Annotated in this window: 15 protein-coding genes; 6 read left to right on the top strand and 9 right to left on the bottom strand. The window is 75.1% G+C overall.

Annotated elements, in window-relative coordinates:
* Nucleotides 1-48: 48 nt before the first annotated feature.
* The 5 genes from ACWGJO_RS38085 to ACWGJO_RS38065 all read right to left on the bottom strand — a co-directional run bounded on the left by ACWGJO_RS38085 (nucleotide 49) and on the right by ACWGJO_RS38065 (nucleotide 4,202).
* On the bottom strand, nucleotides 49-387 hold the full coding sequence (locus ACWGJO_RS38085) for a hypothetical protein (protein ID WP_452190226.1): 339 nt from the start codon (nucleotides 385-387) through the stop codon (nucleotides 49-51).
* 104 nt (nucleotides 388-491) lie between these two features.
* Nucleotides 492-656 carry a hypothetical protein gene (locus tag ACWGJO_RS38080; RefSeq protein ID WP_359908824.1) on the bottom strand — a complete coding sequence of 55 codons (165 nt, stop codon included), beginning with the start codon at nucleotides 654-656 and terminating at the stop codon, nucleotides 492-494.
* 175 nt (nucleotides 657-831) lie between these two features.
* Nucleotides 832-2,046: a cytochrome P450 gene (locus ACWGJO_RS38075; protein ID WP_452190225.1), complete on the bottom strand. Its 1,215-nt coding sequence runs from the start codon at nucleotides 2,044-2,046 to the stop codon at nucleotides 832-834.
* Nucleotides 2,047-2,149: 103 nt separating this feature from the next.
* Entirely contained in the window at nucleotides 2,150-2,365 is a 216-nt protein-coding gene (locus tag ACWGJO_RS38070) for a ferredoxin (protein WP_359908818.1), read from the bottom strand.
* A gap of 289 nt (nucleotides 2,366-2,654) precedes the next feature.
* Nucleotides 2,655-4,202, bottom strand: a complete 1,548-nt coding sequence (locus tag ACWGJO_RS38065) for an ATP-dependent DNA ligase (RefSeq protein ID WP_452190224.1) — start codon at nucleotides 4,200-4,202, stop codon at nucleotides 2,655-2,657.
* A 292-nt stretch (nucleotides 4,203-4,494) separates the two neighbouring features.
* Here ACWGJO_RS38065 and ACWGJO_RS38060 point away from each other — a divergent pair, with 292 nt between their 5' ends.
* The 3 genes from ACWGJO_RS38060 to ACWGJO_RS38050 all read left to right on the top strand — a co-directional run bounded on the left by ACWGJO_RS38060 (nucleotide 4,495) and on the right by ACWGJO_RS38050 (nucleotide 7,822).
* The gene (locus ACWGJO_RS38060; protein ID WP_452190223.1) at nucleotides 4,495-4,974 is read left to right on the top strand and encodes an N-acetyltransferase family protein; all 480 of its coding nucleotides are present in this window, start codon (nucleotides 4,495-4,497) and stop codon (nucleotides 4,972-4,974) included.
* A gap of 115 nt (nucleotides 4,975-5,089) precedes the next feature.
* Nucleotides 5,090-6,082, top strand: coding sequence for a CAP domain-containing protein (locus ACWGJO_RS38055; RefSeq protein ID WP_452190222.1), 993 nt, complete (start codon nucleotides 5,090-5,092; stop codon nucleotides 6,080-6,082).
* A 159-nt stretch (nucleotides 6,083-6,241) separates the two neighbouring features.
* On the top strand, nucleotides 6,242-7,822 hold the full coding sequence (locus ACWGJO_RS38050; RefSeq protein WP_452190221.1) for a sigma-70 family RNA polymerase sigma factor: 1,581 nt from the start codon (nucleotides 6,242-6,244) through the stop codon (nucleotides 7,820-7,822).
* Nucleotides 7,823-7,867: 45 nt separating this feature from the next.
* On the opposite strand, the gene ACWGJO_RS38045 is transcribed toward ACWGJO_RS38050, so the two are convergent.
* Together ACWGJO_RS38045 and ACWGJO_RS38040 are read right to left on the bottom strand one after the other, a co-directional pair.
* Nucleotides 7,868-8,104, bottom strand: coding sequence for a hypothetical protein (locus ACWGJO_RS38045; RefSeq protein ID WP_359908806.1), 237 nt, complete (start codon nucleotides 8,102-8,104; stop codon nucleotides 7,868-7,870).
* A gap of 234 nt (nucleotides 8,105-8,338) precedes the next feature.
* Nucleotides 8,339-9,919: a M1 family metallopeptidase gene (locus ACWGJO_RS38040; protein WP_452190220.1), complete on the bottom strand. Its 1,581-nt coding sequence runs from the start codon at nucleotides 9,917-9,919 to the stop codon at nucleotides 8,339-8,341.
* Nucleotides 9,920-10,284: 365 nt separating this feature from the next.
* On the opposite strand from ACWGJO_RS38040, the gene ACWGJO_RS38035 reads away from it, so the two are divergent.
* Entirely contained in the window at nucleotides 10,285-11,202 is a 918-nt protein-coding gene (locus tag ACWGJO_RS38035) for a carbohydrate kinase family protein (RefSeq protein ID WP_452190219.1), read from the top strand.
* Between the two features lie 15 nt (nucleotides 11,203-11,217).
* Here the strand turns inward: ACWGJO_RS38035 and ACWGJO_RS38030 are convergent, their stop codons facing one another.
* Nucleotides 11,218-11,748, bottom strand: coding sequence for a GNAT family N-acetyltransferase (locus ACWGJO_RS38030; protein WP_452190218.1), 531 nt, complete (start codon nucleotides 11,746-11,748; stop codon nucleotides 11,218-11,220).
* 228 nt (nucleotides 11,749-11,976) lie between these two features.
* On the opposite strand from ACWGJO_RS38030, the gene ACWGJO_RS38025 reads away from it, so the two are divergent.
* Nucleotides 11,977-13,032: a polysaccharide deacetylase family protein gene (locus ACWGJO_RS38025; protein ID WP_452190217.1), complete on the top strand. Its 1,056-nt coding sequence runs from the start codon at nucleotides 11,977-11,979 to the stop codon at nucleotides 13,030-13,032.
* A gap of 92 nt (nucleotides 13,033-13,124) precedes the next feature.
* Here the strand turns inward: ACWGJO_RS38025 and ACWGJO_RS38020 are convergent, their stop codons facing one another.
* Nucleotides 13,125-13,556, bottom strand: coding sequence for a YchJ family protein (locus tag ACWGJO_RS38020; RefSeq protein WP_359908792.1), 432 nt, complete (start codon nucleotides 13,554-13,556; stop codon nucleotides 13,125-13,127).
* A 331-nt stretch (nucleotides 13,557-13,887) separates the two neighbouring features.
* Here ACWGJO_RS38020 and ACWGJO_RS38015 point away from each other — a divergent pair.
* The coding region (locus ACWGJO_RS38015) for a hypothetical protein (protein WP_452190216.1) at nucleotides 13,888-14,162 on the top strand (275 nt) is incomplete at its 3' end.

Below are 14,162 nucleotides of genomic sequence, written 5' to 3'. Positions count from 1 at the left end.
GTCCCGGGCGCACCGTCCTGCTCCTCGCCGGAGCTGTCGCGGAGGTTCCTAGGGCTTCGGCGGAGCCGGGGCACCCGCGCCCCGGCCGGCCTTGACGCCGTTCACCATCGCCTGGTGGATCGCCCGCGCGGTGCTCTCGTCGCCCGCCGGCACCGGACTGCCGGCGACCGTGTACCAGTCCAGCGCGCCGGTGTACTGGACGGTCAGCCTCGCCTCGCCGTCCACCCAGGTGGTGTGCACGGTGAGGTCGCCGGAGATGGGGCCGACCTCGGTGGTGGTCACCCCACCGGGGCCGCTGATGATCGATTGGGTGGTCCAGGTCGCCCACGACGTGCGCGGGTCCGCGGACGGCCGGGCCTGGCGGTTGCCTTGGTCGTGTTCGGTCATGCGCCTATCCTCCCCCGCGGGTGGCCCGCCGCCGGAGCAGCGGCACCCGCGGTCGCGGCGACCGCCCGGTCCCACCGGGCGGTCGAGTCGGTACGGCGGACGATTCAGTCGGGTTGGCCGGGTTCGTCCAGCATGGGGGCGCCCTCCGCCCTGGAGGTGTCCTGCGCGTGCAGGTTCTGCATCGAGGGGATGCCCTCCTCGGGGTCCGCGGCGCGGACGTCCTCGTCGTCCTCGGTGCTCACCTTGGACCGGTCGCTCATGTCGGTCATCGCGGGCTCCGTCTCCTCGGCCGGTCCCGGCGCGCCAAGTCGCGGGCGCGGCAGGACCGGAGGTGTCTCTTCGCCCCTCCAGCCTGCCTCCGCCCCGGCGCCGGGGCCAGCCGGGTGACCCGACGAGCCTCCGTGGACCTCACCCGGACCTCACCCGCCCGACCTCACCCGGTCGTCACCAGGTGACGGGCAGTGACCGCATGCCGTAGATGAACGATTCGGTGCGGAACGCCAGCTCGTCGAGGGGGACGGTCAGCCGCAGCCCGGGCAGCCGCCGGAACAGCGTGGCCAGCGCGATCTGCAGCTCGGCGCGGGCGAGCGGTTGGCCGAGGCACTGGTGCACGCCGAAGCCGAAGGCCAGGTGCCGCCGGGCGTCCCGGTCCAGGTCCAGCTCGTCGACCGGCAGCCGGTCGGCGCCGCCGAACACCTCCTCGTCCCGGTTGGCGGTGGAGAGCATCGCGATCACGCCCTCCCCGGCGCGGACCGTGGTGCCGCCCAGTTCCACGTCCTCCAGCGCCACCCGGGCCACCCCGGTGTGGACGATGGTGAGGTGGCGCAGCAGCTCCTCCACCGCGCCGGGCAGGGCCGCCGGGTCGGCCAGCCTGGCGATCTGCTCGGGCCGGTCCAGCAGCAGGGCGGTGGAGAGCGAGATCATGTTCGCGGTCGTCTCGTGCCCAGCGACCAGCAGCAGGAGGCCGGTGCTGGCGACCTCGCGCGGGGTGAGGTCGTCCCGGGCGGCGAGCCGGCTGATGATGTCGTCCCGCGGCTCCGTCCGCTTGCGGGTGGTCAGTTGCTCCAGGTAGTCCAGCATCTCGTCCCGGGCCGCCAGGCGCTGCTCGATCGTGCTGGCGTTGCTGAGCAGCGTTTGGCTGATGCCCTGGAAGAACTCGTGCTCCTCGTACGGGACTCCGAGCAGCAGGCAGATCACCAGGGAGGGGACGGGCAGCGCGAAGTCGGCGACCAGGTCGGCCTCGGTGCGGCCCCCGGTCATGGTGTCCAGCGCCTCGTCCACGATCCGCTGGATGTCCGGGCGCATCGCCTGGACCCGTTTGACCAGGAAGTCCCCGGTGACCATGCGGCGCAGCCGGGCGTGCTCGGGGTCGTCGAGGTTAAGGAAGCTCGGGGTCTTGGAGATCTGCTCCCGGTCGCCGGTGATCAGCAGCGGGAAGGACGGGTGGCGTATGTCGGCGCTGAACCGGCGGTCGGACAGGATGGTGCGGACCTCGGCGTAGCCGGTGGCCAGCCAGCAGGGCTCGCCGCCGGGCAGGTCGGCGCGGGCCAGCGGTGCGGCGGCGGCGGCCTCGGTGTACGCGGGCGGCGGGCCGAACGGGCAGCCGGCGGAGTGCCGGGCCGGGAGCGGGACGGCGGGGACGATGGGCGTGCTCGTCAAGGCGGGGTCTCCTTGCGTCGCGATGGTTCTCCGGTGGGGGTGGTGTGGTGACCGGACGTCGGTCAGGGGGCCGTCGCGCTGTCCGGAACGGCCCGGCCTCGGCCTACTCGGCCTGTGCGGGCCCGTCCTCGACCACGGTGATCGCGCCGCCCGGGCAGAGCTGGGCGGCCAGTCTGAGATCGTCGAACTGGTCCGGCCGGAACGAGGTCTGACGGAGTCTCACCAGACTGTCGTGGTCGTCCTGGTCGAAGACCTCGGGAACGTTCGTGACGCACATCCCGGAGCTGCAGCAGCGGTCCCGGTCGACATTCACCCGCATGGTCGGGCACCTCTCACCAGTGCGCCGCCGGCTGCCCGGCGGCCGCCTCTCGTTGTCATTGCCAACCTAACCGGGGTTGCTCCGCCCACGGAGGGCGCGGTGGCGGGATCACCGAGAATGGCCGATTCGGCTCCCGTCGGAGCCTCCGGGCGGTGAACCAGGTTTGAATTGACGCCGTGGTGACACGTGTGCGTCCCGCAGCCACCGGCCCCGGATCCGGCCCGGATCCGGCCCGGCACGTGGCCCTTCGCCGGCCCTTCGGCGACGGCTCACCGCCCTTGCCGGCGGTTCACAGCCCCTCGGCGGCGGCGATCTCCCGTACGGTCGCGACGGTGTCGGCCTCGTCGGCGCTCTTGTCCGGCCGGTAACGCACCACCCGGGCGAACCGCAGGGTGAGACCGGCCGGATAGCGGGAGCTGCGCTGCACCCCGTCGAAGGCGATCTCGACGACCAGTTCCGGTCGGACCCGCACCGTCCAGGCGTCCCGCCCGGTCTCCCGGGCCAGCAGTTCGGCGGTCTGCCGGGCGAGCGTCTCGTCGGTCAGGCCCTTGAAGGTCTTGCCGAGCATCACCCACCGGCCCAGCCCCGGTTCGCCCGCCGCCCGGGCGCCCAGGTGCAGGTTGCTGAGGAAGCCGCGCCGCCGCCCGCTGCCCCACTCGGCGGCCAGCACCACCAGGTCCAGGGTGTGCCGGGGCTTGACCTTGATCCAGCCCGCGCCGCGCCGCCCGGCCGCGTACGGGGCCGCCGGATCCTTCACCAGCACGCCCTCGTGGCCGAGCGCCAGCGTCTCCCGGAAGAAGGCCAGCGCCCGGTCGCGGTCCCAGGTCTCGACGCGGGCCGGCCGCAGGCCGTCCGGCACCGCCTCGGCCAGCGCCGCCCAGCGCTCCCGGCCGGGACGGTCCACCAGGTCTTCGCCGTCCCGGTGCAGCAGGTCGAAGAAGTAGGCGTCGAGCGGGACTTCGGCACGCAGCCGGTCCGGCTCCCGCCGGGAGGCGGTGCGTGCGGCGGTCTCCTGGAACGGGCGCGGCCGGTCGTCCGGGCCGAGCGCGATCGCCTCACCGTCCAGCACCGCCGAGCGCAGCGGCAGCGCCAGCGCGGCCTCGGCCACCTCGGGGACGCGGGCGGTGATGTCCTCCAGGCCGCGGGTGAACACCGCGACCTCCCCGCCCTCCCGGTGCACCTGCACCCGGACGCCGTCCAGCTTCCACTCCACCGCGGCCGGGCCGGTGCGCTCCAGTGCGGTGGCCACGTCCGGCGCCGAGGCGGCCAGCATCGGCCGCACCGCCCGTCCCACCTCCAGCCGGAACGCCGCGAGCGCCGGCTGCCCATCGGTCAGCGCCGCCTGCGCCACCGCGCGGGCCGACCCCCGGAACATCAACGCCCGCCGCACCGCCGCCGCCGCCGGTACCCCGGCCGCCCGCGCCACGGCGTCCCCCACCACCGCGTCCAGCGCCCCCTGCCGCAGGTCCCCGACCAGCACCGCCCGCAGGAACCCCTGCTCCACGGCGGTCGCCCGAGCGAACAGCCCGTGCAACAAGCGCCGCCGCTCCGCCTGTGCCCCCGTCCCGTGCACCTCCGCGATCAGCTCCAGCTCCCGCTCCACCTCCCGGACCCCGAGCGAGGCCTGCGCCGCCGGCTCCGGCAGCCCCCGCAGCGCCGCGGGCCCGACCCCGGTCCGCAGCCGCTGCGACTCCCCGGACAGCAGGGCGACCGCCGCCGTCGCCTCCACCGGCCCCAGGCCCCGCAGACAACCGGCCAACAACTCCGTCTTCGCCCGCCGTCCGGCCTCCGCCGCCACCTCCCGCGACACCGACGCCAGCCGCAGCAACCCCGCCACAGCACCACCTCCACCCCCCTCAGCATCCGCCCCGGCCGCCGGCCCCGCACCACGGCCGGCGTCCCGCGCCGTCCGCTACCTCCACTTCCCGGGCAAGGAGGAGCTGTTCCGGGCCGGGGGTCACGACCCCGCCCCTCCCGCCGCCCCTCCCGCGCGGCACTGAGCGCCCGTCGCCGCAAGGCGCCGCGATGGCGCGGGGAGCGGGTGCTCTTGGCCGGGCCGGTGATCGGCGGCGGAGCGACGGGGCGTCATGCTGAGGGCCCGCACCACCTTCCGAGTGATGGAGACCGAGATGAGCGACATCCCCACGACCCGCTGGAGCGTCGGCGCGCCCGAGGCCGGTGACTTCGCGGCCTGGCGCGAACTGTTCCGTGGGTACGGCGAGTTCTACCGGGTCCCGGTTCCGGAGGAGAAGGCCGAGCTGGTCTGGTCCTGGCTGATGGACCCGGGGCACGAGGTGGCGGGGCTCCTGGTGCGGGACGGCGACGGTAGGCCGGTCGGCCTCGCGCACTACCGGCCGTTCGCGCGACCTCTGCACGGGGCCGTCGGCTGCTTCCTGGACGATCTGTTCGTGGCGCCCGAGGCCCGGGGCGGCGGCGCGGTGGACGCGCTGTTGGGCCGGCTGCGGGAAATCGCGGCGGAACGCGGCTGGAACACCGTCCGCTGGATCACCTCCGAGGACAATTACCGGGCCCGCGGAAAATACGACAAGGTTGCCGTCCGGACCAGGTTCCTCACCTACGACATGGCCCCGGAGGCACCGGTCGGCTGATGCCGCGGCCCGACCGCCGGACATTCGTTCGGAGTTTCTGTTATCGGCGCCCGGCCGGGAGGTCTCCCATGTGTCGACACCCGACCAGTCGACCCGGAACAGAAAGCGTGGCCACGTGAACAGCGACGACAGGACGACCATCCTCCCGGCGAGCGGAGGCGGCGCCGGCAGCGACAGCGGGAGTGGAACCGGCGGCCGCTCCGGCGGCCGGGCGGCACGGCGGGCTGCCGAGCGGCACACCGGGCGCGGCCGGCGGGCGCGTCGGCGCGGCGGGATCGTGCCGGTCACCGCGGTCGTCGCGGCCGTGGCCGGTACCGGGCTGTTCGCCGCGCTGGCCGGCGCGGGCTACGCGGCGTACGGCGGCAAGCAGACCGACCGGGACACGGCGGGCCGGTCGCTCTCCGCCGACATGCTGATCTCCGCGGAGCTGGGCACGCGCGAGGGCATCCAGGTGCCCGGCGCCGGCGGGACGAACCCGGACGTCCTTCCCCCGGCCACCCCCACCGCCACCGACCCGGCGGCCGTTCCGAGCACCTCGCTCACGCCGACCACGACCGCTCCGGCCTCCCCGGCGGCCGCGGCCACCGCCGCCCCGAACGCCGCGCCCACCCCCACGGCCTCCGCGCCCAAGGAGGCCTCGAACGCCGCCCGGGCCGCCACGGGCGGCTTCCCGTTCCCGCCCAAGCGGCCCACCGCGGCCCCGCCGGCGGGCGGCGGCGCGGCTCCGTCGTACGCCCAGCAGGTCGTGGACCTGGTCAACGTCGAGCGCGGCAAGGCCGGCTGCGGGCCGGTCAGCGCCGAGCCCCGGCTGACGAGCGCCGCCCAGGCGCACAGCGACGACATGGCCAACCGCAACTACTTCGACCACGCCAGCCCCGAGGGTTACCACGCCGACCACCGGATCGAGGCGGCCGGCTACAGCTGGAGCACCTGGGGCGAGAACATCGCCCGCGGCCAGAAGGACCCGGCCGACGTGATGAAGTCCTGGATGAACAGCCCCGGCCACCGGGCCAACCTCCTCAACTGCTCGTTCAAGCAGCTCGGCGTGGGCGTGCGGACCGGCGCCAACGGTCCGTGGTGGACCCAGGTGTTCGCGTCCCCGGAGTGAATCGGCCTGGCCTGGCCCGGTCCGGTCCGGGCTCCGGCTCGGGCCGAGTAGTCCGGACCGATTTTCCGATTCCGTGCACATTGTTGTTATCTGATCACTCCACACGGGTCTCCGAGGAGGCAGCGGCGGACGGATACACGGCAAGACGGAGTGCGGACCATGAACGCTGATGTGCAGAACAGGACCGGAACCACCCTGGTGCTGGCGGCGCAGGCAGGTGACCGGCAGGCCCAGGAGGCGCTGGTCGCCGCCTGGCTGCCGCTCGTCTACAACGTGGCCGGCCGCGCCCTCGGCGGCCACGCCGACGTGGACGACGTCGCGCAGGAGACCATGATCCGCGCCCTGGACGGCCTGGACGGGCTCCGCGAACCGGAGTCCTTCCGGTCCTGGCTGGTCGCCATCACCATGAACCAGGTGCGCCGCCGGCACGCCGCCGGCCAGCAGCAGCCGACCGTCGGCGGGCTGGACGAGACCTGGGAGGTCGCCGATCCCCGGGCCGACTTCACGGACCTCACCATCCTGCGCCTCGGCCTGTCCGGCCAGCGCCGCGAGGTGGCCGAGGCCACCCGCTGGCTGGACCCGGACGACCGGGAGCTGCTCGCCCTCTGGTGGCTGGAGGCCGCCGGCGAACTGACCCGTGCCGAACTCGCCGACGCCCTCGACCTGAGCCCGCAGCACACCGCCGTGCGCGTACAGCGGATGAAGAAGCAGCTCGAAGCGGGCCGCATCGTCGTCCGCGCGCTCTGTGCCTACCCCCGCTGCCCCGGACTGACCGAGCTCACCGCGGGCTTCGACGGCACCCCGAACTCGGTCTGGCGCAAGCGCATAGCCCGCCACATCCGCGACTGCGCCGACTGCGACGGCCTCGGCCGGGACCTCTTCCCGGCGGAGGGACTGCTGGCCGGCCTCGCCCTGGTGCCGATCCCGCTCGACTGGCCCGTGCTGCTGCACTTCCAGCACACCGCGGCCGCCGTCGTCTCCTCGGCGGCCGCCACCGGAACGGGAGCCTCCACCGGAGCGGGGGCCGGGGCTCACGCCGGTGCCGGGGCGCATGCGGGAGGGCACGGCGGCTGGGCCGGCAGCGCGGCCCGCAAGGCCGTCCTGGCGAGCGGGGCGGCCGCGGCGGTCGCGGTGACCACCCTGGCCCTGGTCTGGCCGCAGGCCGAACCCCCGCAGCCGACGGCACCCGAGCCCACCGCTCCGGCCGCGGCACCGGACACCCCGACGGCCGCCGCCGCACCCGCTGCCGTCGCCCCCGAGCCGACCCCGCTGTCCGCGGAGAGCCCGACGGCGACGGCGACGCCCGCAGCGACGCCCACCGCGACCCGCACCGCCGCCGCGACACCGCAGCCCAACCCGGAACGCCAGCTGGTGGATCTGGTCAACGCCGAACGCGCCAGGGCGGGTTGCGCTCCGCTGCGGATCGACCCCCGGTTGCACGGCACGGCCCAGAAGCACGCGGACGACATGGCCACCCGCGGCTTCTTCGACCACGTCAACCCGGAGGGCGTCCGCACCGAGGCCCGGATCACAGCTGCCGGCTACCGCTGGTCCCAGTGGGGCGAGAACCTCGACCGGGGCCCGACCACCGCGGCCGCTGTCTTCGCCCGCTGGATGGACGGCGGAATCCACCAGTCCAACATGCTCGACTGCGGATTCAAGGACATCGGCGTCGGCTTCGCCACCAGCTCCGCCGGCACCCCCTACTGGACCCAGGACCTCGGAGCCCCGATGTCCTGAACCGTGACCGTGACTGTGACCGGGGCGGTGGGCTCCGGCGCCGGACTACGCGGGCGTGGCCGCCACCAGGCCGTTCGCCGACCCGGTCACATAGCCGGTGGCGTCCCCGAGGACGCCGCCCGCGTCACCGACCTGCCCGGGCACCACGTCCGGAGCGCTGCTCAGGGGCCCGGGCAGTCCCTCCTGCCCGCCCACGGCACTGGCGTGCGCACTCGGCGCGGTGAGGGAGGCCACGACACCAACGGCGAGCGAGGCAACGGCGAGCATGCTGCGCTTCTTCATGGCCGGTCCAACGACGCTGCGCCGGAAGGGTTACGGCCCGGACCTGTTGCGGGCCCGCGGCAGGGGTGTCCGGAAGCGTTGGACGGCCCGCGAACCGACCGGGACTCTGCCGGGCGGCGGGCGGGCCGTGGGAACCACCATGGCCCCACCCGCCCCTGCCGGTCAGGGGCGCGTACGGTGCGACCGGACGCACGGCGGCGCGCCGGGCGTGCACCAGCAGCCCCAGCCGCGCCGTCAGAGCGTTCCGGAGCCCCGCGCCACCCCGGGCCCGCCCGCCCCTGCGGCCCCACGCTCCCAGGCCGAGGGCCCGGGAACCGCCACCCCCGCAACGCCCGGCGCGGCCGGAACCGCCGGCACCGCCCCCGCCGGGCCGACCGCGCCCACCACCCAGTCCGGATGCCCCGGCATCGGCGGCGTCCGCAGCCCGTACAGCCAGTCGTGGAGGAAGCCGCGCAGGTCCTGCCCGGACACCGCGGAGGCCGTCCGCACGTAGTCCTCGGTGGTCGCGTTCCCGTACCGGTGGGTGCCCAGGAAGGTGCGCTCGATCCGGCCGAAGGCCTCCGCCCCGACCTTCTCCCGCAGCGCGAACAGCACCAGCGCGCCGCCGGTGTACCGCTGGCTGTCGAAGAGGTCGGCGGCGGTGGGGGAGGCGACCGGCCCGGAGTCGTGCCGCCACTGGTCGCCCAGCCCGTAGACGTGGCGCATCCGGTCGACCAGCGTGGTGTGGCCCCAGGCGTCCGGCCACCCGCGCTCGTAGCGGTACATCAGCCCGTAGAAGTCGGCGTGGCCCTCGTTGAGCCAGAGGTCGGACCACCGGGCGGGGGAGACGCTGTTGCCGAACCAGGAGTGGACCAGCTCGTGCATCATGTGCGAGCCGATCGCCGGCTCCGCCTGTCGCAGGAAGTCCGGCTTGTACAGGGTGAGCGTCTGGGTCTCCAGACCGGTGAAGGCGAACGCGGCCGGGTCGTCCGAGTCGACCGGCAGGATCCCGTACACCTCGAACGGGAACCGCCCCAGGTGGGCTTCCGCCCACACGAGCTGGCCGGGGGTGAGGGCGAGCGCGGGCTCCAGCTCGGCGGCGCGGGCGGTCGGCACGACGTCGCGCAGGGGCAGGCCGTGCGGGCCGGTGCGCTCACGCACGGTGTAGTCGCCGACCGAGACCTGGACCAGTTCGGTGGCCATCGGCTCACGGGGGGCGTACCGGCGGGTGGTGCGGCCGTCGCCCAGCCGCTCGGTGGCCGTCAACTCGCCGTTGGCCACGCCGAGGAGAGCGTCCGGGGCGGTCACCGCGATGGTGAACCGGGCCTTGTCGCCCGGGTGGTCGTTGCACGGGAAGACGGTGTGCGCGCTGTTGGGCTGGCCGGCCACCGCGAAGCCGTCCGGGGTGGGGACCCAGCCGGTGTGCGGCAGCGCGGCACGGGGATCGGCGCTGTACTCGACGGTGAGCCGGGTGACGGCGCCCGGCAGGAACGGCCCGGCCGGGGTGACCGTCAGCTTCTCGTCGTGGGCCGCGAAGTCCGCCGGCCGTCCGTCGACCCGGACGCCGTGCACGGTCAGCCCGAGCGCGTCCAGCTCCAGCCGGGCGAGGGCGCGGTCCGGCCGTACGGTGATCACGGCCGTGCCGTCCACCGTCCTGGTCCCGGCCCGGTACTCGAAGGCCAGGTCGTACCCGAGTGCCCGGTACCCGCTGTTCCCGAGCGAGGGGAAGACCGGATCGCCCGGCCCGTCGGCGGCGTGGGCCGTCGGCACGCTCGCGGAGAGCACGACCGCGCTGAGCACGAGCGAGGGGAGGAGACCGGCGCGGGGCCTGAACAAGGGTGATCACCGCACTTCACGAGACTTCACGAGCGGGAGCGGGGGCGAGGGCGGGGGCGAGGGCGGGAGCCGCCGGAATGGGGGAGCCCGGCCACGGATGCTAGTGGACCGCCGCGGCGGCCCGGGCGCGATCGATGTGCTTCGACGACGCACCGTGGTCCCCCGGACGGCCCAGCGTGATGGCGCGGCCGCCGCACGCGGTCTACCGTGAGGAGTGCATCGTCCCCTGACGGACGATCCACGGCCGTCGGAAAACCTGGCCAGGTCCGGCGGCCGTACTCTGTTGCCCGGGCACCGTGTGCCCGGCCGCACCCCGTAGGCTGGCGGCTCTGACGACGCCCGCGTACCGGATGCCAGGAGCCGCCGTGACCAGCCCAGCTTCACCCGTCCTGGTGATCGGCGAGTGCGTGGCCGACATCGTCCGATCGGGTGCGGAACCGGACCGGGTGCACCCCGGCGGCAGTCCCGCGAACGTCGCCTACGGCCTGGCCCGGCTGGGCCGCCCGGCGGTGCTGCTCACCGAGCTGGGGCCGGACGCCAACGGCCGGCTGATCCGGCGGCACCTGGAATCGGCGGGTGTGCGGGTGCGGGCGGCCGTGGTCGCCCGGACGCCCTCGGCGGTGGTGGAGCTGGACGGGCAGGGGCGGGCCCGCTACACCTTCGACATCCGCTGGACGCTCCCGCCGACCGAACTGGCCGAGCCGCCCGCCGCGATCCACCTCGGCTCGATCGCCGCGGTCACCGAGCCCGGCGCGGGCTCGGTGCTGGCGCTGGTCGAGCGCTGGCGCGGGCGGGCGCGGATCAGCTACGACCCGAACGTGCGCCCGGCGCTGATGGGCGACCGGGCCGAGTCCGTCCGCCGGGTCGAGCGCTGGGTGGCGCTGAGCGACCTGGTCAAGGCCAGCGACGAGGACCTCGCCTGGCTCTACCCGGGCGAGCGGCCCGAGGCGGTCGCCGAGCGCTGGCTGGGCCTCGGCCCGGCCGTGGTCGCGGTCACCCTCGGGGCCGAGGGCGCGTTCGCCCGCACCGTAGAGGGAGGTCACGTCGAGGCCGCGGCCCTCCCGGTGCCGGTCGCCGACACCGTGGGTGCCGGCGACTCCTTCATGGCCGCCTTCCTGCACGCCCGCACGGCCGGAGCCGACCTCGCGGTCTGCCTCACCCACGGGGTGACGGCGGCCGCGCTGACCGTCGCCCGCCCGGGCGCCAACCCGCCCTCGGCGGCCGAACTCGCGGCCGCCCTGACGGACGGGCCGCCGTCCAACGCCCCGGCGAGTGCCGGTTAGGCGGGCCCAACCCGCCTACCGCGCAGGGGCGGTGAGGTCCTTCCCGTACCAGACCTCGGCGTACGGGCCGCTGCTGTAGGCGGGGATCTCCCGGTACCCGTTGCGCAGGTAGAGCGCGCGGGCCTCGGTCAGGTCGAGGCGGGTGTCGAGGACGATCCGGTCCGCACCCAGGGAGCGGGCGGCCCGGTCGACGGCGGCCAGCAGCTCGGCGCCGCCGCCGGTGCCGCGCAGGCCGGGGCGGACGAAGACGCGGGTGAGTTCGGCGGTGGTGGCGTCGAGCCGTCGCAGGCCTGCGCAGGAGTGGGCGACGCCGCCGTGACGGCCGATCAGGAAGAGGCCGTCCGGGGCGGCGAGGTCGTCGCTGGGGGAGCCGGCCAGGCCGGACTCCAGCTCCTCGGGGGTGCCCTCCCGGTCGAAGTGCAGGCGGTAGTAGCGGTTGGCCACGTCGTAGTAGTACTCGCGCAGCAGGTCCAGGGCCTCGGGGGCGGTCACGTCGGCGGTGGCGACGGTCCAGGGGGCGGAGCTGCGGGGCGCGGTGTCGGTCATGCGCGCATGATCCACTTCATGGCGCCGCCCCCGCAATCGGTTTTCCCGGCGGCCCGGCCCGGCCCGGCCCGAACCGCCCCGCTCCACCCCGACCGCCCCGCTCCACCCCGGCGGTCCGTCCGGTCGGCCGCCGCCCGGGCAAAGGAACGGCAAGGCTCCGGTGCGTCGTTGCCCCGCGCGGGTGACGTGGGGATTGGCGGTGGTGCGCGGCGGGGGAGCAGTGCAGCTATGAACAGACCATCAGGTTGTCGTATTAGTGGGGGTCTGAGGGGGAATCAGCAGCGCCGGAGCGGCGTACGGACCGGCCTGCTGGCCACCGTCTGCCTCTCCGCCGTCCTCACCGGCTGCGCCGGTCCGGCCGCTCCCGCCCGACCGAATCCCGCCCCGGCCGCCGACGCGAACGCGGCGCCCGCCGCCGAAGCCGCCGCCGCTCCGGAAGGTGCCGCAGCGGCACAGGCCGCCGAGGGCCCCGCCCGCGCGGGCGCCCCGCCCGTGGAGCGGCCGCAGCTGCCAGGCCTGGCCCGCAAGGAGGAACAGAGCGGCAGCGAGGCCACGGCCCGTCAGGAGGTCGCCGCCCGCGCCGCGGTGGAGACCGCGCAGCGCTGGGGCCTGGAACGCCCGCCCCTGAAGGCCCCGCCGCGCCCGGCGACCAGGCCCGCGCTCACCCCGGTGCAGGGCGTCACGCTCGCGGACGGCCGCCCGCCCGTCGTCTACCGGGTCCCGACCGACGACAAGGTGGTCTTCCTGACCGTCGACGACGGCGCCGAGAAGGACCCCGAGTTCTCCCGGATGGCCAAGGAGTTGGGCATCCCGCTCAGCACGTACGTCTCCGACTACCTCGCCCGCGAGAACTACGGCTACTTCCGGGACCTGCACGCCCAGGGCGTGGAGATCAACAACCACACGATCAACCACCGCAACCTGAAGGTGCTGGACTACGAGACCCAGCGCCAGGAGATCTGCAACCAGCAGGACCAGCTGGAGCAGCAGATCGGCGTCCGCCCCCGGCTGTTCCGGCCGCCGTACGGCGAGTACAACGACGACACCCTGCGCGCCGCGGCCTCCTGCGGGGTGGAGGCGGTGCCGCTCTGGAACGAGGAGGCCTTCCCGGACCACATGGAATGGCGCTACGACGACCAGCGGCTGCATCCGGGGGACATCATCCTGACCCACTTCCGGGGCGCCGACGTCTGGAAGGCCTCCATGCCGGACCTGTTGCGCAAGGTCGTCAACGACGTCACCGCGCAGGGCTTCGCCCTGGCCCGGCTGGACGACTACCTGTAGCACCTGTCGGCCGGGGCCACCCGGCCCGCGGCCACCCGGCGGCCGCGGGCCGGGTGGCTCGGGGGTGGGGCAGCGGCTCGGGGCCGGGCGGCTCAGCCGAGCGAGAGGGCGTCGAGGTACACCCAGGCGCCCTCGTGTCGCACGAAGCGGCTGTTCTCGGTGAGCACGCCCTCCTCGCCGCCCTCGGTCCAGTGGGCCCGGAAGGCGACCGTGCCCTGCGCGTGGAACGCGCCGCCCTCGGTGGTGGCGACCACCTCCAGCGCGGTCCAGCGCAGCCCCGGGTCGAAGTCGACCTCCGCGGGCCGGGTGTCCGGGTGCCAGGTGCGCAGCAGGTACGCCTCGTCCTGCGCGGCGAAGGCGCTGAACCGGGAGCGCATCAGGGACTCGGCGGTGGTGGCCGTCGACTGGCCCCGGTGCAGCCGGCCGCAGCAGTCGCCGTAGCCGGCGGAGAGGCCGCACGGGCAGGGGGAGGAGGGCAGCAGCCGCGGCGCGGCGGCGCGGGGAGCGGAACGACGTCGGGACATGCCGTCCATTGTCCCCCACGCGTCGGACGGCTCCCCGGCCGCCCCGCGCACGGCGGGAACGGGCCCGCCCCCGGGCGTACCGGGGGCGGGCCCGTCCGTGTCACCCGGAGGTCCGTTCCCGTGGACCGGCCGGCCCTTCGTCGCGGGCTCCACCGTCCGGCAAGAATCGCGCGGGTTGTGGCGAGCCGCCCGCCACCTGCTGTTCGTCGCTGATAGTAGTTGCCTGGTCGCGGAGCGATCCCCGTCAGGAGCCCGTCCCCCGCAGGCTTCTCCGGCGGGCCGCCTTACAACGTTCGGAGCGGTCATGGGTGGCAGACAGCGTCCGCCGAGAGTGCGGACCCCTCGCCGGGGCAGGCCCGCCGGCGCCCGCCCCCGGGTGAACTCCCGGGCGGACTTCGCCCGCATCGAGGGTTTCCTGGCCTGGGAGGCGGAGGTCGCGGCGGCCGAGCGGGACGCCCGCGCGTTCGCCGCGCAGTTCCCGTGGCTGCCGGCGGCGGAGCGGGAGAGCCTCGAACAGGCCTACGCCGCCGATCGGTTGCGCTACGCCGAGGAGGTCGTCGACCGCGCGGTCGAGCGCTGCCGCCGGCTGGCCGCCCGGTACCGCGT

The organism is Kitasatospora sp. NPDC054795 (assembly GCF_053611565.1).
The sequence above is the reverse complement of the archived record's forward strand: the minus strand, read 5'-3'. Positions and strand labels throughout refer to the sequence as shown.

Coding starts and splice junctions, on each gene's coding strand:
- ACWGJO_RS38020 (WP_359908792.1), bottom strand. CDS start 13,556: ATGTCCCGACGTCGTTCCGCTCCCCGCGCCGCCGCGCCGCGGCTGCTG.
- ACWGJO_RS38030 (WP_452190218.1), bottom strand. CDS start 11,748: ATGACCGACACCGCGCCCCGCAGCTCCGCCCCCTGGACCGTCGCCACC.
- ACWGJO_RS38045 (WP_359908806.1), bottom strand. CDS start 8,104: ATGAAGAAGCGCAGCATGCTCGCCGTTGCCTCGCTCGCCGTTGGTGTC.
- ACWGJO_RS38050 (WP_452190221.1), top strand. CDS start 6,242: ATGAACGCTGATGTGCAGAACAGGACCGGAACCACCCTGGTGCTGGCG.
- ACWGJO_RS38080 (WP_359908824.1), bottom strand. CDS start 656: ATGACCGACATGAGCGACCGGTCCAAGGTGAGCACCGAGGACGACGAG.
- ACWGJO_RS38060 (WP_452190223.1), top strand. CDS start 4,495: ATGAGCGACATCCCCACGACCCGCTGGAGCGTCGGCGCGCCCGAGGCC.
- ACWGJO_RS38085 (WP_452190226.1), bottom strand. CDS start 387: ATGACCGAACACGACCAAGGCAACCGCCAGGCCCGGCCGTCCGCGGAC.
- ACWGJO_RS38025 (WP_452190217.1), top strand. CDS start 11,977: ATGAACAGACCATCAGGTTGTCGTATTAGTGGGGGTCTGAGGGGGAAT.
- ACWGJO_RS38070 (WP_359908818.1), bottom strand. CDS start 2,365: ATGCGGGTGAATGTCGACCGGGACCGCTGCTGCAGCTCCGGGATGTGC.